Source organism: Endozoicomonas sp. SESOKO1 (genome assembly GCF_024606265.1).
Taxonomy (GTDB): Bacteria; Pseudomonadota; Gammaproteobacteria; order Pseudomonadales; family Endozoicomonadaceae; genus Endozoicomonas.
Genome location: NZ_JAHHPP010000125.1, coordinates 1 through 21414, shown reverse-complemented (window position 1 = coordinate 21414; position 21414 = coordinate 1). Strand labels below are relative to the sequence as shown.

The window sequence follows — 21414 nt, the reverse complement described above, 5'->3', positions numbered from 1 at the left end:
AGGTGCCGTCATGCCACAAGGTGCCGTCATGCCACAAGGTGCCGTCATGCCACAAATAGTGGTGGAAAATTCCGAACAAGCGCTTGGGCTGCTCGGAGCCGCCAATCGAAATTCTTTTACTGGGTGTCTTGTTGGTGTTACCGGCTCGTGCGGCAAAACATCCGTTAAAGAGATGTTGCTGGCCATTTTCTCAGAAGCAGGTTCAACGCTGGCAACGGAAGGCAACCTGAATAATGCGCTGGGTACACCATTAACACTGTTAAGAATCAATGAATCCCATCAGTTTGCCGTGGTTGAGATGGGTACCAGTGCGCCCGGCGAGATTGAATACATTGCAAATATGGGGCGCCCTGACGTATCCGTGATCGTCAATGCTGCTGAAACCCACCTGGCTGATTTGAAGAGTGTTGCAGGGGTAGCCCGGGAAAAGGGTTTTATCCTGGATGCTCTGCCGGACGATGGCATTGCTGTGCTGAATATGGATGATCAGTTCTTCGGCCAGTGGTGTGAACGGGTTCTGCAAAAGTCCGGTCGACGGATGATCAGCTTCAGTGCCGGGAATCCTGATGCGAACTGTTTTGCCAGTGATATCACGCCAAATGCTGAAGGCACCCGATTTACGTTGCATATTCGCAGGCAGAGTCAGCAGCAAGAGCAACAATCGCTGCAGCTCTCATTCTGGGGGCGCTACCAGGTGGCTAATGCCTGTTGCGCTGCAGCGGTTGCCCTCGCCTGTGGGTTGTCGCTGGACATTATTGCCCGGGGGCTGGAAAATGCCCGGCCTTACCAGCGGCGGGGACAGCGATTTGTTCACTCCTCCGGCGCAGTCCTGATTGATGAAACGTACAATGCCAACCCGAAAGCAACGCTGGCGGCAGTGGAGCAGCTGGCGGACTGTGGTGGCAGAACCATCATGGTGCTGGGGGATATGCTGGAACTGGGTGATATATCCGATGAACGTCACCGGGACATTGGCCGCTATGCAAAAGCACTGGGTATTCACCAGTTTTTGAGTTTCGGGCCTTCTGCACGCCTGGCCAGTGAAGCCTTTGGCAGCGGTCATCACTTCGAGGATAAGAATGAGTTGATTGGCTTTTTGAATGAACAGCTTAATAGCGGTTTTAACAGCGGTATTAACAGTGAGAACACGGCTGTCATGGTTAAAGGATCAAAAGGGATGAAGATGTTGGACATTATCCAGGCTCTGATTGGGTCTTATTACAAGGGAGAAGCCTGATGCTGGTGTGGCTGGCCGATTACCTGGCCCAATATTACCATGGATTTCTGGTGTTCAAGTACCTCACGTTGCGAGGTATTCTCGGGGTCCTCACGGCTCTGGCCATGAGCTTGTGGGTTGGGCCTCACTTCATTCGCAAGTTGAGTTTTTACCAGATTGGCCAGGCTGTCCGTGATGATGGTCCGCAAAGCCATTTAAGCAAGGCTGGCACCCCTACCATGGGCGGTGCCCTGATTCTTGTCTGTATCGCCATCAGTACCTTGCTCTGGGCAGATTTGAGCAATCGCTATGTTTGGGTTGTGCTGATCGTTACCGGCATTTTCGGTGCTGTTGGCTGGGTGGATGATTACCGGAAAGTGGTTGAAAAAAACTCCCGGGGGCTGCCGGCACGCTGGAAAATGTTCTGGCAATCGGTTGCGGGTCTTGGTGCGGCGCTTTTCCTGTTTTTTACCGCACCATCGGCAACAGAAACAACCCTGATCATTCCCTTCTTCAAGAATGCAACGCTGCAGCTTGGGCCATTTTTTGTGGTTCTGGCCTACCTGACCATTGTGGGGTCCAGTAATGCTGTCAATCTGACGGATGGGTTGGATGGTCTTGCTATTCTGCCCACCGTGATGGTGGCTTCAGCCCTGGCGGTTTTTGCTTATCTGAGCGGGCATGCAACCTTTGCCCAGTACCTGCTGATTCCTGCCGTGCCGGGTGCTGGAGAGCTGATGGTATTTTGTGCGGCTATCGCCGGGGCAGGCCTTGGATTCCTCTGGTTTAACACCTACCCGGCCCAGGTATTCATGGGCGATGTGGGTGCTCTTGCGCTGGGGGCTGCCATCGGGGTCGTCGCGGTGATCGTCCGACAGGAAATCGTGTTGATCATCATGGGCGGCGTTTTTGTTATGGAAACGGTCTCGGTCATTCTGCAGGTGGGCTCCTACAAGTTAACCGGTCGTCGTATATTTCGCATGGCGCCGCTGCATCATCACTTTGAGTTGAAAGGGTGGCCTGAACCCCGGGTCATTGTGCGTTTCTGGATTATTACCATTGTGCTGGTTCTGATTGGGCTGGCTTCTTTGAAAATTCGCTAACGGGTTTCGGGATTGTGACAAGAAGCACTCTTGTTAAGAAAACAGCAGCGGAGTCAGCAGATAACCAGCCATCAGGGCTGATTGGCTCGAGCTGTCATCGGGTGATTATCGGTCTTGGCAAGACCGGGTTGTCCTGTGCCCGTTACCTTTATCACCAGGGTTTACCGTTCAAAATTGTGGATACCCGGGAAAAGCCACCGGGTGAAGCTGAGTGTCGCCAGCTGTTTCCGGACATCCCCCTTCATACCGGTGGCTTCAATGAGCAGTGGTTAATGGCTGCCGATGAGTTGGTGGTCAGTCCCGGCATCGCTCTGTCCGAACCGGCCATTGCCAAGGCTATTGACAATGGCGCTATTGCCATTGGTGATATTGAGCTGTTTTGTAGGGCGATCAATGTTTCCTCGGCTTTCTCGCAAAAAAAGAAGCCGCTGGTTGCCATTACCGGCTCCAATGGCAAAAGCACAGTGACCACGCTGATTGGTGAAATGGTCAGATATTCAGGGCTTAACCCAGGCGTAGGGGGCAATATCGGAACGCCAGCGCTTGATTTGCTGGATGACGACAGTATTGATGTTTACATTCTGGAGCTTTCCAGCTTCCAGCTGGAAACAACACATAGCCTCCGGGCAACGGCAGCGACGGTCCTGAACCTGAGTCCGGACCATATGGATCGTTACCCGACGCTGGTTGAATACCATCAGGCCAAGCAGCGTATTTATAAAGGGTGCGCAACCGCCGTATTTAACCGGGATGATCCTCTTACTTCACCTTTGCTGCCGGTCACGGCCGGAGCGGTGACGTTTACTTGCGGGTCTCCGGATCTTGGACAGATGGGGCTACTTTCTGACGATGATGGCGTCTGGCTGAGCAAAGGGCTGGAAAAGCTGATAAATACCCGGCAGATGAAACTCAAGGGACGTCACAATTACTTGAATGCCCTCGCAGCTTTAGCCCTGGGTGAAGCGATAGGTCTTGATACCAGCGCCATGTTCGAAGCGCTGATGGCATTTCCCGGTTTGAAACACCGTTGCCAATGGCTGGGTGAGCATGATGGCGTTGCCTGGTTTAACGACTCCAAAGCAACCAATGTCGGAGCCTCCGTTGCCGCTATTGAAGGGCTGGGTGAAGGGCTTGAAGGCAAAGTTATCCTGATTGCCGGTGGTGATGGCAAAGGTGCCGATTTCTCGGACTTGCAGCCGGCGGTCGAGCGTTACGTCCGCCACCTGATTTTGATTGGACGTGATGGGCCTGCCATTGGGCGGGTAATGAAAGAGGGTGTAGACATTCGCAAGGCTGCCAGTCTGGAGGATGCCGTCAGTCTTTCTGCAGCGTTGGCCAAACAAGGCGATGCGGTGCTGTTGGCACCAGCCTGTGCCAGTTTTGATATGTTCAACAGCTTTGAGCATCGCGGTGATCGATTTGCAGAGCTGGTCAATGGTTTGATTTTATGCTGAAACGGGTTCGACACAGCTTTCTCCCAGAGAAAGAGTCTTTGGAACAGGATGCGTCAATGTCCACGAATGTTGACATGGTTCTGTTCGCAGCTGTGCTTGCCCTGCTGGCCATCGGTCTGGTGATGGTGGGTTCAGCCTCCATGGATGTTTCCAGTGCTACCTTTGGTGATCCACTGAGAGTTGTCTTTAAGCAGTTGCTGTTTATGGTGGTGGGGCTGGTTGCCATGGGCATCATGATGCTTGTGCCTGTCAGCCGGATTGAGCAGATGAGCTGGGTTGGCTTGCTGGTTGCCTTTTTTCTGCTGGCAGTGGTGCTGCTGGTGGGGCGGGAAATTAATGGCAGTATTCGCTGGATTCCCCTTGGCTTCTTTAACCTGCAGGCCTCCGAGGTGGCCAAGCTTTGTGTGGTGATTTATCTGGCGGGCTACCTGGTGAGACATCTTGATGAAGTACGTACGCGCTGGAGTGGCTTTATCAAGCCAATGCTGGTGATGACAGGACTGGCTCTGCTCCTGCTGGCGGAGCCGGATCTTGGCGCGCTGGTGGTGTTGACCGTTGCGGTGATGGGGATGATCTTCATGGCAGGTGCACGTTTCCACCAGTTTCTGGTCATGATCGCCGTGGTGGTTATCCTGATTGGCCTGATGATCTGGCTGGAGCCTTATCGTATGGCTCGCATCACATCTTATATGGACCCATGGGCCCATGCTTTTGGCAGTGGCTATCAGTTAACCCAGGCTCTGATCGCTTTTGGTCGGGGTGCCTGGTTTGGTGAAGGTCTGGGCAACAGCATCCAGAAGTTGTTTTATCTGCCGGAGGCACACACGGATTTTGTCTTTGCCGTATTGGCCGAAGAGTTTGGCGTGATTGGCTCGTTGTTGCTGCTTGGGCTGTTTCTGTTTGTTGCGTGGCGGGCATTGCAGCTGGGATCAAGAGCGGAGTCCCGGGGTATGCTGTTCCATGGCTTTGTTGCTTACGGCATTGCCTTACTGTTTGCCAGTCAGGCGTTGATTAATATTGGTGTGAATACCGGACTGCTGCCTACTAAAGGGCTGGCCTTGCCCATGATCAGCTATGGAGGCAGCAGTTTAATTGTTAACTGTCTGGCATTTGGTATTTTGTTGCGAATTGATTTTGAACGTCGTCTGACTAAAGCCGTCGAGGCTAAACCTGTTGCGGGGCACAGGGTTCAAGAGCGAAAGACGACAGATGCAGATGGAGGTAATACTAATGGCTGATCAGGCAGCTTCTCAAACGCCTCCTGAGGCACCAAAAATAATTATCATGGCAGGTGGTACTGGCGGGCATATTTTTCCGGGGCTGGCTACAGCGAAGGGACTGATTAACCAGGGATACCGTGTTCACTGGCTGGGTACTCCCGGAAGTATGGAAGCCGAGCTTGTGCCCGGGCATGGCATTGATATCAGCTTTATTCCAGTCACCGGCTTGCGGGGAAAAGGGTTGAGTTTTCTGTTGAAGGCTCCCTGGCGTCTCGCTGTTTCGTTATTTAAAGCAGTCCAGATACTGAGAGAGCACCGGCCTGTTTGTGTTCTTGGTATGGGCGGCTATGTAACGGGGCCGGGCGGTGTGGCGGCCAGGTTGCTGGGAATTCCATTGGTGGTACATGAACAAAATGCCGTGGCAGGCCTTACCAATAAACTGCTGGCCAGGATTGCTACCCGTGTGCTCGAAGCGTTTCCGGGAACCTTTGCGGGACTTTCTTCAGGCATTGCCCGGAAAGTTATGCTGACCGGGAATCCGGTGCGCTCGGAGATTGTCGGCGTTCCTGCCCATGAACCTCATACCCCCTTGAGGCTGTTGGTAGTAGGGGGTAGCCGGGGAGCCCTGGCAATCAACCAGATGATTCCCCGGGTTTTGCAACGCTTTTGTGATCAGAGCGGTGATCGGATTGAAGTCTGGCACCAGACCGGTAAGGGAACCTATGAGCAATGCCTGGCAGATTACCAGCAGCTCGGCGTTTCCGGTCGGGTAGAACCGTTTATTGATGATATGGCTCAGGCTTATGGGTGGGCAGATCTGGTACTCTGTCGCTCCGGTGCATTAACCATCGCGGAACTGGCAGCGGCAGGAAAACCTGGAATTCTGGTGCCTTTCCCGTTTGCGGTGGATGATCATCAGACAGTGAATGGGCGTTACCTGGTTGATAGAGGTGCTGCCCTGATGGTTCAGCAAAAAGATTTGGACGTGGACGGTTTGACAACAATGATTCTGGAGCTGGCAGATAATCCTGAACAGCTTGAACGAATGGCCTCATCAGCAAGATCCGCCAGTTTGCCACAGGCGACTGATGACGTGGTCAGGCTCTGTCTTGAAGCGGCTGGTAAGGAGGTCTCTTATGCCTGATGTAAAGAGTCGGATTCCCGTTGTGGCGGTACCAGAGATGAGGCGTATCCGCAAAATCCATTTTGTCGGTATTGGTGGTTCCGGCATGTGTGGCATTGCCGAGGTCCTTCTGAATCAGGGGTATGAAATCTCTGGCTCGGATATTCGATCATCATCAGTCACTGAGCGCCTTGAGGGGCTGGGGGTTGAGGTATTCATTGGTCACCGTGCAGACAATGTAATAAACGCGGATGTTATTGTTACCTCAACCGCTGTTGCCGAAGATAATCCTGAAGTTGTCGAGGGGGAAAGGCGCCGACTGCCCATTGTTCCCCGGGCCCAGATGCTGGCGGAATTAATGCGTTATCGCCACGGCATTGCAGTGGCGGGCACCCATGGCAAGACTACCACCACCAGTCTGCTGGCTTCGGTCCTCGGGTTCAGCGGTATGGACCCGACCTTTGTCATTGGTGGGCGGCTCAACTCGGCGGGTACCAATGCAAAACTGGGTGGCAGTCGTTACCTGGTTGCTGAGGCAGATGAGTCTGATGCCTCTTTTCTTCATTTACAGCCGATGGTGTCCATCGTCACCAATATTGATGCTGACCATATGTCTACCTACGACGGTGACTTTGGCAAGCTGAAAAAGACATTTGTCGATTTCCTGCACAATTTGCCTTTTTACGGCGTAGCCATTGTCTGTATCGACTGTCCGGTGGTCAGGGAACTGTTGCCGGAAATCAAACGACAGGTGATTACCTATGGTTTCAGTGAAGATGCCGATTACCGGGCAGTGAATGTTCGTCAGCAGGGAATGAAAACCTCGTTTGGCCTGGTTCGTCGCAGCAATCCTGAAGAAACCAATCCTGAACACCCCAGTGCTGAACAATCCCCTGTTGCCATTGAACTGGGCATTCCAGGGCGCCATAACGTACTGAATGCCCTGGCTACTTTTGCAACGGCTGCGGATGAAGGCATCCCGGATCAGGTGATTGCGGAAGGCCTGAGCCGTTTCGATGGTGTTGGTCGGCGTTTCCAGGTACTCGGCGAGTTTAATACCCGGATTGGTGAGGTAATGCTGGTGGATGACTATGGTCACCACCCAACGGAAGTGGATGCGACGATTAAAGCGGTTCGTGATGGCTGGGGTGACAAGCGACTGGTGATGATTTACCAGCCTCATCGCTTCTCCCGAACCCGTGACCTGTATGAGGATTTTGTCGATGTGCTTTCCAGGGTCGACGTTCTTCTGTTGATGGAAGTATATCCTGCCGGAGAAGAGCCGATTGCGGGTGCGGATAGTCGCTCATTGTGCCGGAGTATCCGGCAGCGTGGATTGGTTGATCCGATATTTATTGCCCGTCCTGAAGAGGTTGAGTCAGTGTTGGCTGATGTGCTTCAGGATGGTGACTTGCTGTTGGCCCAGGGGGCTGGGGATATTGGCGCACTGGCTCTCAGGTTGGCCAGTGGTGAGTTGGCGCTGTCGGCAGAACAGTAAAGTTACGAATTGATCAGAAAAGGAACACAGTGCATGAAGTACGACCGGAGTTGTGATCATTTTGATCCGAAGACTTTTGGCAAGGTTGCTGTACTTTTTGGTGGTAACTCTGCAGAAAGGGAAGTGAGTTTAACCAGTGGTGAGCGTATTTATGCCGCGTTGAACCGGCAGGGTGTGCAGTGTCGGCTGATTGATACCTGTGAGAATGCTGTTGGGCAGCTCCAGCAGTATGCTCCCGACTATGCCTTTATTGCCTTGCATGGCGGCGGGGGAGAAGATGGAACCATTCAGGGGTTACTGGAAACCATGGGTATTCCCTATCCCGGCAGTGGTGTTATGGCATCCGCTTTGGCCATGGATAAATACCGCTGCAAACTGCTGTGGCAATCCATTGGGCTGCCAACACCCGAGTTTGCCCTGGTCATGGGAGTTGACAATCTTGGTCATGCCGAGTCTCTGTTGCCCGCCTTTGTCAAGCCAAGCAGGGAAGGGTCCAGTGTTGGTGTGGCAAGGGTTGACCGGAGGGAGGACCTTGAAGCGGCCTGTCAGCGTGCTGGAGAGCACAAAGGTCCTGTCCTGGTGGAGTCGTTTATTGATGGGCCTGAGTTTACCGTTGGTATTCTTAATGGTCAGCCGCTTCCGGTCATCAGAATTGAGGCAGAGGGTGAGTTTTATGATTACCAGGCCAAGTATCTGTCGGACAATACCCGATACTTGATACCCTGTGGCCTGACTGCAGTCAAGGAGCAGGAACTTCAGGCTGTCGCTCTGACGGCATTTGAAGCCCTTGGGTGTTCGGGCTGGGGACGTGTTGACTTTATGCAGGATCAGCAGGGGCGGTTCTGGTTGCTGGAGGTTAATACGATTCCGGGAATGACAGACCATAGTCTTGTGCCTATGGCTGCAGCGGATGCCGGGTTATCTTTCGATGAACTGGTTATTGAAATATTGAAAACAGCGGATGTCAGATAGAACAGGTTTTTCCGTTTCAGCCAGTCGGCCGTGGGAAGTGCGAGGCGCATCCCGCAGGAATAGTCGGCAAGGTAGTGGAAGAGGAAAAAAAGCTCTGCCGTGGAAAAGAGTGCTTCAGGTTTCGGTTTCTCTTTTTCTTCTGGTGGGGCTGGTGGCCTCGATGCCATGGTTGATGAACTGGTTGAACCAGCCGATAGCACGGGTGGAAGTGCATGCAGGCTTTGAGCATTTATCCAGAGAGCAGGTAGAGCGTGCTTTGCACCCTCATTTACAGGAACGTTTTTTTGCTCTGGATTTGGTTGAGATGCAGCAGGTTCTTCTGGCAATGCCCTGGGTTAAGAGTGCCTCGGTTCGACGACAATGGCCTGATGGCGTTCTGGTGAGCCTGAAGGAACAGCAGCCGGTGGCGAGATGGGGGCGAAACCATCTGATCAGCAATGAAGGTGAGGTGTTCGCTCCAGAAGATTTTGTCGGCTTTTCAGCCATGCCGGTTCTGGATGGCCATGAAGAGATGGCTGCCGAGGTGATGCAGCAGTATCTTGCGATCAGCCAGTTGCTCAGGCCCATTGGGCTGAAGCTGACGATGCTGAAGCGCAGTAATAGTGGTTCATGGCGCTTTACCGTAGGACATGTTGAGGTCAATATTGGTCGTGACAGAAGAATGGAAAGACTGCAGCGTTTTGTCCGGCTTTATCATGCCAGGCTGGAGACTCGCTGGAATCAGGTAAGGCGTGTGGATTTGCGATATTTGAATGGTGCTTCGGTTGCCTGGGGTGAGACGCTTGTTAAAGCGAGGTCAAAATAGGCCAGGCTCAGATTTATGATGGATAGAGAAGTTTGGGAAGATTGATGCCATGACAGCGGCAGATAATGGAAGATTGATCGTCGGGTTGGATATTGGCACCTCGAAAGTGGTGGCTATTGTTGGAGAGCTCAACGCTGAGGGTGACATTGAGGTCATTGGCATTGGCTCGCATATTTCCCGTGGGCTGAAGCGTGGTGTCGTCGTTAATATTGACTCTACGGTCCATGCCATTAAGAGAGCCGTTGAAGAAGCCGAGTTAATGGCCGGGTGCCAGATACACTCGGTCTATGCCGGTATTGCCGGCAATCACATCAAGAGCCTTAACTCCCACGGCATCGTTGCCATACGTGAGCGTGAAGTGAATGTTGCCGATATTGACCGGGTTATTGATGCAGCCCAGGCGGTTGCGATCCCGGCGGATCAGCGGATCCTGCATATTCTTCCCCAGGAGTATGCCATCGATAACCAGGAGGGGATCAAGGAGCCACAGGGGATGTCCGGTGTCCGCCTGGAAGCCAAGGTTCACCTGGTGACCTGTGCCGTTAATGCAGCCCAGAATATTGAGAACTGCATCCGTCGTTGTGGCCTTGAGGTGGACGATATTATTCTGGAACAGCTGGCTTCAAGTTATTCTGTGCTTTCAGAAGATGAGAAAGAGCTGGGCGTCTGCATGGTGGATATCGGTGGTGGCACGACGGATATTGCCATCTTTACCGATGGAGCCATCCGGCATACGGCAGTGATTCCCATTGCGGGAGATCAGGTGACCAATGATATTGCCATGGCCCTGCGAACACCAACGCAAAATGCAGAAGACATAAAGATTAAATATGCCTGTGCCCTGGCGCAGCTCGCTGGAGCCGATGAAACCATTAAAGTTCCCAGTGTTGGTGAACGGCCGGCCAGGGAGCTTTCCAGGCAGGCACTGGCAGAGGTGGTAGAGCCTCGTTATGACGAGCTGTTTACTTTGATTAATGCAGAGATCAGGCGTAGTGGTTTTGAGGATCTGATACCTGCAGGCATAGTACTGACGGGTGGTACGTCGAAGATCGAGGGCGCTATTGAGTTGGCAGAAGAGATTTTCCACATGCCGGTCAGGCTGGGTGTGCCGCAGTCAGTGAAAGGGCTGAGTGACGTGGTCAGTAACCCCATTTATTCGACGGGGGTTGGGCTGTTGCACTATGGCCAGAAAATGCAGAAAGACGGGTTGAAAAAGACGATCGCCAGCAAATCTCAGGATGCTGGCCTGATTGACAAGATGAAGCGCTGGTTTCAGAACTTTTAATGAGTCGGTTGTGTGGCAGCGCAGGTTTTCGGTAACGGTATTGATAAGCATTTGTTAGATAAAAGGTGATAAAAAGGAGATGGCCATGTTTGAATTGGTGGATAACGTACCGCAGGAAGCGGTTATAAAAGTTATCGGTGTCGGTGGCGGCGGTGGTAATGCGGTTTGCCACATGTTGAAAAGTCAGCTCGACGGTGTTGAGTTTGTCTGTGCAAATACCGACGCCCAGGCGTTGAAAAAGCAGCATATGCAGGCCCATACTCATCTGCAACTGGGCGCTTCGATCACACGCGGACTTGGTGCAGGTGCGAACCCGAATGTTGGTCGTGAGGCAGCGATGGAAGACCGGGAGCGTATTGCTGAGCTCCTCAAAGGTGCGGATATGGTCTTTATTGCCGCGGGTATGGGCGGTGGTACAGGCACCGGTGCCGCTCCTGTTGTTGCCCAGGTCGCCCGTGAGCTTGGCGCCCTGACCGTAGCTGTGGTCACGAAGCCCTTCGGTTTTGAAGGTAAGCGCAGAATGTCGATTGCTGAAGAAGGTCTTAAAGAGCTTCAGGAGCATGTGGATTCCCTGATTACTATTCCCAATGAAAAGTTATTACCAGTGCTTGGCAGTGATGTCAGCCTGCTGAATGCTTTTGGTGCCGCTAATGATGTTCTGCTCGGTGCGGTGCAGGGTATTTCTGAACTGATTACCCGTGATGGTCTTATTAACGTTGACTTTGCTGATGTTCGTACTGTGATGTCAGAAATGGGCATGGCGATGATGGGTACCGGGGTGGCAACGGGCAGTGGTCGTGCAGCAGAAGCTGCCGAGAAAGCCATCCGCAGTCCGCTGCTGGAAGATGTGGATCTGCAGGGAGCCAAGGGTGTTCTGGTTAACATCACTGCTGGTCTTGATTTTACCGTTGGTGAATATAATCAGGTAGGCGACGTTGTAAGTCAGTTTGCTTCTAACGATGCAACCGTCGTTATTGGCACTGTGATCGACTCGGAATTAACGGATGAACTGCGGGTAACTGTTGTCGCAACCGGTATCGGCGCTGGAGGCGTTGCTAAAGAACAGTTGAAGGTGGTTGAAAAAGCACCGCCAAAAAACAAAGATGGTACGCCCGATTATGGAAGGCTGGATATTTCTCCACTTTTGCGTGACAGAAAGAAGGAGGAAGAGCAAGCGGGTCAGCGGGAAGAAGGCAAGCGGACAGCCGTGGCGACTGGGGATAGTGTTGATTACCTGGATATACCTGCATTCCTGAGGCGTCAGGCGGATTAATCAGGGCGTATAAATGCGAGCTTGTCTCAATTGTTACTTTTGTTACAATGTGCCGTTGCATCCAAATAACAGGGACCTTACAGGTCGCGGAACAGCGTTATCATGATCAGACAGCGTACACTGAAAAATATTATTCGTGCTACGGGTGTGGGCCTTCACTCCGGTGAAAAGGTTTACCTCACTCTCAAGCCTGCTCCCGTAGATACTGGCATCATCTTCTGTCGAACAGATCTTGAACCGGTCGTGGAAATTCCGGCACATGCACTGAATGTCGGACAGACGACACTTTGCACGTCATTGCTTAAAGACGGCACCCGAATTGACACCGTTGAACACCTGCTCTCTGCCCTGGCCGGCCTGGGTATTGATAATGCCTATGTTGAGGTGAGTGCCCACGAAGTCCCCATTATGGATGGCAGCGCAGGTCCATTTGTATTCCTGTTACAGTCCGCAGGTATTCAGGAGCAAGATGCGCCTAAAAAGTTCATTCGCATCAAAGAAGATTTGACGGTAACTGATGGTGATAAAACGGCAACCTTCAAGCCATACAATGGTTTTAAGGTAAGTTTCACCATTGATTTTGATCATCCTGTTTTCAAAAGCCGTTCTCAAACAGCGTCGATTGACTTTTCCAGTACCTCTTTTGTGAAGGAAGTCAGCAGGGCCCGTACCTTCGGTTTTATGCGCGACGTTGAGTACCTCCGTTCCCAGGATCTGGCCCTGGGAGGAAGCGTGGATAATGTGGTTGTTGTCGATGACTACCGAATTCTCAATGAAGATGGTCTCCGGTATCATGATGAGTTTGTCAAGCACAAAATGCTGGACGCGATCGGCGACCTTTATTTACTGGGGTATAGTCTGATCGGTCAGTTTATTGGCCATAAATCTGGCCATGAGCTTAACAATAAACTGGTCAGAACTTTACTTGCTAATGAAAAGTTATGGGAGATTGTTACTTTTAATGATGCAGAGGTTTCCCCGATTTCCTATCAGAAGCCGGTTGCTGTAACTGCTTAACGTTTTCGAGTTAATGCTGATCTGGTACGTGATTTTTTGCGAGGCTGGTAATTTTTAGTCTTGAATCAGGCCACTTGAATAGTGGCCTTTTTTCTATCTGGGTATCAGTGAAAAGCCTTTGTTTTCAGCTGTTTGTTGCCGGGTTCATCTTGTTGTTCATTACTGCTGCTTTTTTGGAGTTTAACCAGACGGCGTTGAGAGCATTAAAAAATGCTGTTTTGCAGCGATAAAACCTGTATCAGAGGATTCGTTACTGTCGGTCGGTGGTAGAGGTGTGCAACCGAAAAAGTGGGGAAATCCGTCTCTGGTTCTGTATTGTGAAAACTCCTAAAATATAGTAGTGGAGATGTGCTGCTGGTTTGGCATTAAGGGTTGCTAATGAAAATTATTGTTGTTAATCAGGATTGTTCTCGAACCCGAACCTATTCCGGAAGCGGAAAATGGGTGGGTATTTTGTTTTGCTGTGCCTTTTTGCTATCCATGGCCATTGGTGGTGGTGCAATGTATGCCTGGTTGACCCATAACCAGGAACATATGTTAACCAGTGAAGGCGTAAAAAACTGGAAACAGGTTCTGGATACACAGCAACAAGACCTTGGCCTTGTTCGTCAGCAGACGCAAAATCAGCTGGATGCCCTGATGGTCAGGCTTTCTGAACTTCAGGGGCGTATGACCCGACTTGATGCCCTTGGAGAACGCCTTACCCACAAGGCAAAGCTGGATGATGGTGAGTTTGACTTCAGTGAGGCTCCTGCTCTGGGTGGCCCCCAGGAGTTTGCTGAAGCTGAAGCTGCTTACAGCAAGGTGAGTCTGCTTGATGCCATTGATCAATTGGCTGATCAGATAGATAACCGTGAGGAGCAGCTCGACCTGCTGGATAACCTTATTTCCAACAGGACCCTTCATGACGATTCATTTCTGGCCGGTTTACCCATCAGAAAAGGCTGGCTATCTTCCCGTTATGGTCGTCGGACAGACCCGTTTACTGGTAAGGCAGCCTGGCATAATGGTGTGGATTTTGCCGGTAAGCGTGGGTCGGATATTATTTCAGTTGCTGCAGGTGTTGTTGTCTGGTCTGGCACTCGCTCTGGTTTTGGGCTTCTGGTCGAGGTCAATCATGGCAATGGCTATCTGACACGTTATGCCCATAATGATGAAAATCTGGTCAAAGTCGGCGATATTGTCACCCGGGGACAGGCGATTGCCACAATGGGGAGCTCCGGGCGGTCAACCGGACCTCATGTACACTTTGAGGTTTTGAAAAATGGTAAGCCCCAGGACCCTTCGAGATATATCTACAGAGCCAGTAAGTAGCATTTCAGGTTGGTTTTTTCTTCATGGCTTGCGGGTGTCCGATTTATTATTGCGGGTGTGCCTGTAACCATCGAGCTTTCTGACCCGGATATTTCATAAGCAAAGTAGACCGATTGATCGCCGTATCCAGCCTGTTTGAGACAGGCATGGTTTACTTGCCCGAGGTATCGCTATGGACATTGGATTATGAAATTGAGTTGACCATCGTTGCCCTCGCCCCCCCACGACGACCAAGTGGACAGTGCCAGCCAATTTCTAAAGTGGGCTCATGAGAACAGCGCCAGCTTTGACCATGCCGCCAGCGGAAGAAAACGAGTGGGCATGGCGGCAATGGACGACGGTCAAAGCATACAGAGTAACAAGGGCTATGGCAGCGTGAGAGGCAACAATGATTTCAGGGGGTACTGAAGCTACCTCCAGGACATCGACAGTTTCCGCTGATTGGCAGCACAATCTTTAAGGTAGAGATTAATCAGGCTCTGATAGGGTATCCCCATTTCGTCAGAGAGGGCTTTAAAATAATCAATCACATCCTCATCAATGCGAATGGTCATCTGCTTTTTCAGCTTCTTAGCGTAAGGGTTTTTTTCGCCCTGACTAAAATCATACTCTTCTCTCATGGCTTCATCAAAGCTGATACCGTGCTTTCTGAGATTACTACGGGACTTATCATCATCCCATTCAAAGGTAAGGTGCTTCATTCAACAATGTGCAACTATAATGTAGTTTTTTTCAAGTGGTCAATTCGGAATTTTCAGGTATTAGCAATAAGTTCCTGAAAGCTTATGGTCGTCTGGGCTTGGAAGAAAGCAAGTAGATATTATGAATAAAAAGCCCAACCTCGGCGAAATCGCCCAAGCCGACCACGGCATTCTGATGAGCAAAGCCTACACCCATATGCTGATGGAAAACCCCGACAGCGTTCTCAAGCAGCGGGGCCGTGATATGCGGCTCTATGACGAGTTGCTATGGGACGACCAGGTGAAACCCTGCTTTCAGCAACGTCGGCTGGCCGTGACCCAGTCCGAGTGGGACGTGGAGCCCGCCAGTGAGAGCAGCGAAGACAAGGCTGAGGCAGCATTTATCAAAGAACAGCTACAGAACCATCGCTTTGATGACATTGCCGACAAGATGCTATTCAGTGTTTTTACGGGTATGCAGTAGCCGAGTGCCTGTGGGCATACGACGGCAGCAGAATTGTATTAGACGATATAAAAGTCAGTGATCGCAGCCGGTTCAAGTTTGACCTTGAAGGCAACCTCAGGCTGATCAATGTTAACCACCCCCAGTGGCATGAAGCTGCCCGAGAAAAAGTTCTGGGTGTTCAGCGCTGGAGCCGACCACAGCGATAATCCTTATGGCATCTGGCATCTGGCATCTGGCATCTGGCATCGCTACCCGGCAACGTCCAGCGTTCCTCTGCCAGTCATCGGGCAGTCGATGGGCGGCGTTCGAGAATACGAAGAGATAGGAATTGATCATGGCAACGACAACACTTGAAGCCTTCAAAAAAGAGCTTAACCCTGCCGTTGTCGAGCAGGTCGAAAAACAGGCGTTTGAGCTGCTTAAGGAAATGACCCTGGCAGACCTGCGCAAACACAAAGGCATCCGCCAGGAAGACCTGGCGGCGGCGCTGAGCACCAAACAACCCAGTATCTCCCAAATCGAAAAACGGGAGGACATCAACCTTTCCACCCTGGTTTCCTACATCCGGGCTTTGGGCGGTGAGCTGGAACTGGTGGCACGTTTCAAGGATGGCGAACGCATTCCCATCGCGCCAGTTACCCGCAACTGAAGAAATACGGTTAATATAGGTGAGACTTTGCCATGATTATCATAGAATAATGGGTTATTGTGCGCTTGTCTGCTCCAACCCGGATTTGCTGGTAGGAGGACAGCTCCGGAAACAGAGTGTGAGACTGTTAACGACTTATGTTTGCTTCTTTAATCAAGAAAGTTATTGGTAGCAGGAATGACCGCCAGCTGAAACGGATGGGTAAGATTGTCAAGTCAATCAATGCCCTGGAAGAAAGCCTGGCTGCCCTGAGCGATGTTGAGCTGAAGGCTAAAACAGAAGAGTTTCGTGATCGCTTTAATCAAGGCGAGACGCTTGACGACCTGTTGCCTGAGGCGTTTGCTGTTGTTCGTGAGGCGGGCAAGCGGGTGATGGGCATGCGTCACTTTGACGTCCAGCTTATTGGCGGCATGACCCTGCATGAAGGCCGCATTGCCGAGATGCGTACCGGTGAAGGTAAAACACTGGTAGCAACACTGCCTGCTTATTTGAATGCTATTCCCGGCCAGGGCGTTCATGTGGTTACCGTGAACGACTATCTGGCCCGTCGTGACGCGAACTGGATGCGTCCACTCTATGAGTTTCTGGGGATGAGCGTGGGTATTGTTGTCCCGCAGCAGGACCCGGAAGAGAAGCGTCAGGCTTACCAGGCGGATATCACCTACGGAACCAATAATGAATTTGGCTTCGACTACCTGCGTGACAACATGGCCTTCCGGAAGGAGGATCGTTTCCAGCGCGATCTCTTCTTCTCAATTGTCGATGAGGTTGACTCGATTCTGATTGATGAGGCCAGGACACCGCTGATTATTTCGGGACCGGCTGAAGATTCCTCTGAACTCTATAAAAAGATGAATCAACTGGTTCCCAGGCTGCAACGGCAGGAACCCATTCCTGAAGACCAGGATCCCAATACCGTTGAGCTTACCGGTCATTACTCGGTTGATGAGAAGACCCGTCAGGTTGAGTTGAATGAGCTGGGCCATCAGTTTATTGAGGAGCTATTGCAACAGGAGGGTTTGTTGCCGGAAGGGGAAAGCCTTTACGCCTCCAATAACCTGAACCTGCTGCACCATGTGAACTCAGCCCTGAAAGCCCATGTGCTGTTTAATCGCAATGTGGAATACATTGTCCAGAATAATGAAGTTCTGCTGGTGGATGAGCATACCGGTCGTACCATGCCGGGCCGTCGTCTCTCGGAAGGTCTTCACCAGGCGATTGAAGCGAAAGAAGGGCTTCGCATCCAGGCGGAGAGCCAGACTCTGGCCTCCACAACGTTCCAGAACTACTTCCGGAATTATGACAAGCTGTCCGGCATGACCGGTACCGCCGATACCGAAGCGTTCGAGTTCCGTCAGATTTATGGCCTGGACGTTATTGTCATTCCTACCCACAAAGAGATGGTTCGTCAGGATGGTAATGACCTCGTCTATCTGACGATCGCTGAAAAATACGACGCCATCATTGAAGATATCAAAGAAACGGTAAAAGCCGAGCGCCCGGTTCTGGTGGGTACGGCTTCTATCGACTCTTCCGAGCATCTGTCCAAAGCCCTTGATAAAGCGGGCATTGCTCACCAGGTATTGAATGCCAAATTTCACGAGAAAGAAGCGGATATTATTGCCCAGGCTGGTCGTCCCGGTGCGGTTACTATTGCTACCAATATGGCGGGCCGTGGTACTGATATCATGCTGGGCGGTAACTGGAAGGCAGAGGTTGCCGAGCTGGATAATCCGTCTCAGGAGCAAGTTGATCAGATCAAGTCGGATTGGCAGAAGCGCCACATGGCTGTGCTGGAGTCCGGTGGCCTTCATATTATCGGTACTGAGCGTCACGAATCACGACGTATTGATAACCAGTTAAGAGGTCGTTCCGGTCGTCAGGGAGACCCGGGTTCTTCAAGGTTTTATCTGTCTCTGGAAGACAGTCTGATGCGGATTTTTGCCTCTGAGCGCGTTAAAAACTTTATGAAAGCCCTGGGCATGGAAAAAGGTGAAGCCATTGAGCACCGTATGGTGACCAATGCCATCGAAAAAGCCCAGCGCAAAGTGGAAGGTCGCAACTTTGATATTCGTAAGCAACTGCTGGAATACGATGATGTTGCCAATGATCAGCGTAAGGTTATTTATCATCAGCGGGATGAACTGCTCAGTGCTGATGATGTTTCTTCAAGCATCGAAGCGCTGCGTGAAGATGTGGTGAGTGGTCTGATCAGTCAGCATATTCCGCCACAGAGCCTTGAAGAGCAGTGGGATGTTAAAGGTCTTGAAGAGAAGCTGGCCAGCGAACTGAATGAGCGTATGCCCATTCAGCAGTGGCTGGATGAAGATGATCGCCTGGATGAAGAAGCACTTCGTGAGCGTATTTTGCAGGGGGTTGTTGATTCCTACCGTAAGAAGGAAGCGCTGGCCGGTGCAGAAGTTCTGCGCAACTTTGAAAAGCATATTTTGCTGCGTATTCTGGATGACAAGTGGAAAGAGCACCTGGCCACCATGGATCACCTGAGACAGGGTATTCATCTTCGTGGTTATGCCCAGAAGAACCCCAAGCAGGAATACAAGCGTGAGGCGTTTGCCCTATTCCAGCAGATGCTTGAGGATATCAAGTACGACACTATTCGTATTATCTCCCATGTGCAGGTACAGGAAGATGATCGAACCGCTGAGCTGGAACGTCAGCGTCGTGAGGAAATGGCCCGGAGAATGCAGTTCGAGCATGCCCAGGCCCAGGGTGTAGAAGCCGAAGCAGCAGAGCAGGATACAGCTGAAGCTCACCAGCCATTCGTTCGGGAAGGTCGGAAAGTGGGGCGGAATGATCCATGCCCCTGTGGTTCTGGTAAGAAGTACAAGCAGTGTCATGGTAAAATTGCCTGATCAGGGCTGGTAACTTAAACTGCGGGTCAGCCTTAACAGGCTGGCCCGTTTTTGTTTGTGCATCAGCATCTGTTGATAACGGGAAAGCAAAATCGTCACCGCATTACTGTCAAGAATAAGCAACGAAATCACCAATGGAGTTAATCATGGCAACGGGTTCTGGGGAGTGGGCTGCAGTGAAACCGGTCAGGGGCTTCCGCCTGGGAACCGCGATGGCAGGTATCAGAAAACCCGGGCGCCGGGATCTTGTGGTAATGAACTGGGATAAGGGAAGCTCGGTGGCTGGTGTCTTTACCCTGAATCGCTTCTGTGCCGCTCCTGTTCATTTAAGCCGTGAGCGCTTGACCGACGATCCCCGCTACTTTCTGATTAACACCGGCAATGCCAATGCAGGAACCGGTGATCAGGGAATGGCAGCGGCCAGGCAGACTTGCTCTGAACTGGCGATGTTATCTGGTGTTAGCGAGTGTCAGGTCCTGCCGTTTTCAACCGGCGTGATTGGTGAACAGCTTCCGGTCAGGACACTCTGTGCTGCGCTACCAGCAGCGCTGTCTGATCTGAAAGAAGACAACTGGTTTCATGCAGCTGAAGGTATCATGACAACCGATACCCGGCCAAAAGGCAGCAGTCGTCAATTTGAGCATGAGGGAACGACGTATACGGTCTCCGGAATCAGTAAAGGTGCCGGAATGATCAAGCCCAATATGGGTACCATGCTGGCTTATATTGCAACGGATGCAGCGGTTGAACCGTCATTTTTGCAAAACCTGTTGCTGGACATTACCGATCAATCCTTTAACCGGATCACCATTGATGGTGATACGTCGACCAATGACAGTTTTATGATGGTTGCCACCGGGGCTGCCGGTAATGATGCTATCACTTCTCGTGATTCCCCGCTGGCAGAGAAACTGATGGGAAGCCTTCGGGAGGTGGCTGTTGAGCTTGCCCAGGCGATTGTCAGAGATGGCGAGGGAGCCAGCAAATTTGTCACCGTGAAGGTGGCAGAGGCAGCCTCCCATCAGGACGCCCTGGAAGTGGCTTATACCGTCGCCCATTCGCCACTGGTTAAAACGGCCCTGTTTGCCAGTGACCCAAACTGGGGACGAATTCTGGCAGCGGTTGGCCGAGCGGATATTCCAGAGCTTGTGATTGATCGTGTATCCATCTGGCTGGGTGATACTGCCATCGTTGACCGTGGGCAGCCCGCAGCCGGTTATACCGAAGAAGCTGGTCAGGAAGTGATGAGTCAGGAGGAAATCCTGATAAGAATTTCCCTCGGCGCTGGAAATTGCACTGAAGAGATCTGGACTACTGACTTATCCCATGAGTATGTAAAGATCAACGCTGAGTATCGTAGCTGAAGGGGTTGACCAAGCCATTTGCGAAGAAAAAGCCATGGTCCAAAAAGCTGAAAAAGCCAAAAGCAGAAAGATTGATAATAGAAACGTTGTTCATGTGGCGGTTGCCGTGATTCTTGGGGACGATGGCCGGGTTTTGCTGGCCAAACGTCCTGAAGATAAACACATGGGTGGTTTATGGGAGTTTCCCGGTGGCAAAGTGGAGCCCGGGGAAGATATCAAGCTTGCCCTGAACCGGGAACTCCGTGAAGAGCTGGATATTGACGTTTCCACATTTTCACCATTGATCAAAATTCGCCATGACTACCCTGAAACATCTGTTTTGCTGGATACCTGGGTGGTCAGTGGTATTCAGGGTGAGCCAAAAGGCAATGAAGGTCAGGTGATTCAGTGGGTTGAAAAGGGCTGCCTGAATAACTATGAGTTTCCTGAAGCCAATAAGGTGATTCTTCGGGCACTGCAACTGCCGGATCGTTATATGATTACCGGCCATTTTAAGGACAAAGAAACACTCTTCAATAGCGTTTCGGCAGCACTGGATAACGGTATTCACCTGATTCAATTCCGTGCTCATTGGCTTGAGGTGAATGACTATCTCCGGCTGGCACAAGAACTGTCGAGTTTCGTTCTGGCAGCAGGTGGAACGCTGATCATCAAAGGGGATTTCTCCCTGCTATCAGAGTCATGGTGCCAGGGGCTTCATTTGACCTCCCATCAGTTGGGTTTGCCGGTAAAACCTGAGAAGCGGTATAGCAGTCAGCTACTGGTCGCTTCATGTCACAATAAGCCGGAGATAAAAGCGGCCGAGGCGATGGAGGTGGACTTTATTACCCTGTCACCGGTCAGGGCAACCGCTTCCCATCCTGAGGCCAGCCCCCTGGGGCTGGACCGGGCTGAAATGCTGACCACAGTAGCAAAAGTACCTGTGTTCTGGCTTGGAGGGATGAGTCCGGAGGATACAAGTCTTGCCCGGCAGATGGGTGCCCAGGGGATTGCAGCTATTCAGGCATTCAGGGACTGATTGCCTCTGATTCAGTACGACTGCTCAACGCTGTGCAGGCTATCAATTGTTAGCCTGATCTTCATGGGCATTACGAACCAAAGC

At 51.5% G+C, this 21414-nt stretch carries 19 protein-coding genes; 18 read left to right on the top strand and 1 reads right to left on the bottom strand.

All coding sequences use genetic code 11. The features are described from left to right. The 12 genes from murF to KDK13_RS06245 form a co-directional block, all read left to right on the top strand. On the top strand, positions 1–1237 hold a 1237-nt coding region (gene murF, locus KDK13_RS06300), incomplete at its 5' end, for a UDP-N-acetylmuramoyl-tripeptide--D-alanyl-D-alanine ligase (protein ID WP_257284125.1). Further along, positions 1237–2319: a phospho-N-acetylmuramoyl-pentapeptide-transferase gene (gene mraY, locus KDK13_RS06295; RefSeq protein WP_257284124.1), complete on the top strand. Its 1083-nt coding sequence runs from the start codon at positions 1237–1239 to the stop codon at positions 2317–2319. The genes murF and mraY, both read left to right, overlap by 1 nt. 14 nt (positions 2320–2333) lie before the next feature. Next, positions 2334–3773: a UDP-N-acetylmuramoyl-L-alanine--D-glutamate ligase gene (murD, locus tag KDK13_RS06290; protein ID WP_257284123.1), complete on the top strand. Its 1440-nt coding sequence runs from the start codon at positions 2334–2336 to the stop codon at positions 3771–3773. Positions 3774–3829: 56 nt separating this feature from the next. Beyond that, positions 3830–5011, top strand: coding sequence for a putative lipid II flippase FtsW (ftsW, locus tag KDK13_RS06285; RefSeq protein ID WP_257284122.1), 1182 nt, complete (start codon positions 3830–3832; stop codon positions 5009–5011). After that, a complete protein-coding gene (gene murG, locus KDK13_RS06280) occupies positions 5004–6137 on the top strand; it encodes an undecaprenyldiphospho-muramoylpentapeptide beta-N-acetylglucosaminyltransferase (protein WP_257284121.1) in 1134 nt (377 codons plus the stop codon). The genes ftsW and murG overlap by 8 nt, the downstream gene beginning before the upstream one ends. Further along, complete coding sequence (gene murC / locus KDK13_RS06275) at positions 6130–7614, top strand: UDP-N-acetylmuramate--L-alanine ligase (protein ID WP_257284120.1); 1485 nt, start codon at positions 6130–6132, stop codon at positions 7612–7614. Before murG ends, murC begins: the two co-directional genes overlap by 8 nt. A 33-nt stretch (positions 7615–7647) precedes the next feature. Beyond that, positions 7648–8586, top strand: a complete 939-nt coding sequence (locus tag KDK13_RS06270) for a D-alanine--D-alanine ligase (protein ID WP_257284119.1) — start codon at positions 7648–7650, stop codon at positions 8584–8586. Then, positions 8576–9391, top strand: coding sequence for a cell division protein FtsQ/DivIB (locus KDK13_RS06265; protein ID WP_257284118.1), 816 nt, complete (start codon positions 8576–8578; stop codon positions 9389–9391). Before KDK13_RS06270 ends, KDK13_RS06265 begins: the two co-directional genes overlap by 11 nt. Before the next feature lie 49 nt (positions 9392–9440). After that, positions 9441–10676: a cell division protein FtsA gene (gene ftsA, locus KDK13_RS06260; protein WP_257284117.1), complete on the top strand. Its 1236-nt coding sequence runs from the start codon at positions 9441–9443 to the stop codon at positions 10674–10676. An 85-nt stretch (positions 10677–10761) separates the two neighbouring features. Further along, positions 10762–11949, top strand: coding sequence for a cell division protein FtsZ (ftsZ, locus tag KDK13_RS06255; RefSeq protein ID WP_257284116.1), 1188 nt, complete (start codon positions 10762–10764; stop codon positions 11947–11949). Positions 11950–12051: 102 nt separating this feature from the next. Continuing rightward, positions 12052–12966, top strand: a complete 915-nt coding sequence (gene lpxC, locus KDK13_RS06250; RefSeq protein WP_257284115.1) for a UDP-3-O-acyl-N-acetylglucosamine deacetylase — start codon at positions 12052–12054, stop codon at positions 12964–12966. A 378-nt stretch (positions 12967–13344) separates the two neighbouring features. Next, complete coding sequence (locus tag KDK13_RS06245; protein WP_257284114.1) at positions 13345–14280, top strand: M23 family metallopeptidase; 936 nt, start codon at positions 13345–13347, stop codon at positions 14278–14280. A gap of 410 nt (positions 14281–14690) precedes the next feature. Here KDK13_RS06245 and KDK13_RS06240 read toward each other — a convergent pair whose 3' ends face one another. Next, complete coding sequence (locus tag KDK13_RS06240) at positions 14691–14981, bottom strand: BrnA antitoxin family protein (RefSeq protein WP_257284113.1); 291 nt, start codon at positions 14979–14981, stop codon at positions 14691–14693. Positions 14982–15102: 121 nt separating this feature from the next. On the opposite strand from KDK13_RS06240, the gene KDK13_RS06235 reads away from it, so the two are divergent. The 6 genes from KDK13_RS06235 to KDK13_RS06210 all read left to right on the top strand — a co-directional run bounded on the left by KDK13_RS06235 (position 15103) and on the right by KDK13_RS06210 (position 21330). Further along, on the top strand, positions 15103–15444 hold the full coding sequence (locus tag KDK13_RS06235) for a DUF935 domain-containing protein (protein WP_257284112.1): 342 nt from the start codon (positions 15103–15105) through the stop codon (positions 15442–15444). A 108-nt stretch (positions 15445–15552) separates the two neighbouring features. Next, a complete protein-coding gene (locus tag KDK13_RS06230; RefSeq protein ID WP_257284111.1) occupies positions 15553–15780 on the top strand; it encodes a hypothetical protein in 228 nt (75 codons plus the stop codon). Continuing rightward, positions 15761–16075: a helix-turn-helix domain-containing protein gene (locus KDK13_RS06225; RefSeq protein ID WP_257284110.1), complete on the top strand. Its 315-nt coding sequence runs from the start codon at positions 15761–15763 to the stop codon at positions 16073–16075. The genes KDK13_RS06230 and KDK13_RS06225 overlap by 20 nt, the downstream gene beginning before the upstream one ends. Positions 16076–16212: 137 nt before the next feature. Continuing rightward, entirely contained in the window at positions 16213–18948 is a 2736-nt protein-coding gene (gene secA, locus KDK13_RS06220; protein ID WP_257284109.1) for a preprotein translocase subunit SecA, read from the top strand. A 146-nt stretch (positions 18949–19094) separates the two neighbouring features. Beyond that, positions 19095–20312, top strand: a complete 1218-nt coding sequence (argJ, locus tag KDK13_RS06215) for a bifunctional glutamate N-acetyltransferase/amino-acid acetyltransferase ArgJ (RefSeq protein ID WP_257284108.1) — start codon at positions 19095–19097, stop codon at positions 20310–20312. A 34-nt stretch (positions 20313–20346) separates the two neighbouring features. Continuing rightward, positions 20347–21330, top strand: coding sequence for a Nudix family hydrolase (locus KDK13_RS06210; RefSeq protein WP_257284107.1), 984 nt, complete (start codon positions 20347–20349; stop codon positions 21328–21330). Positions 21331–21414: the final 84 nt, after the last annotated feature.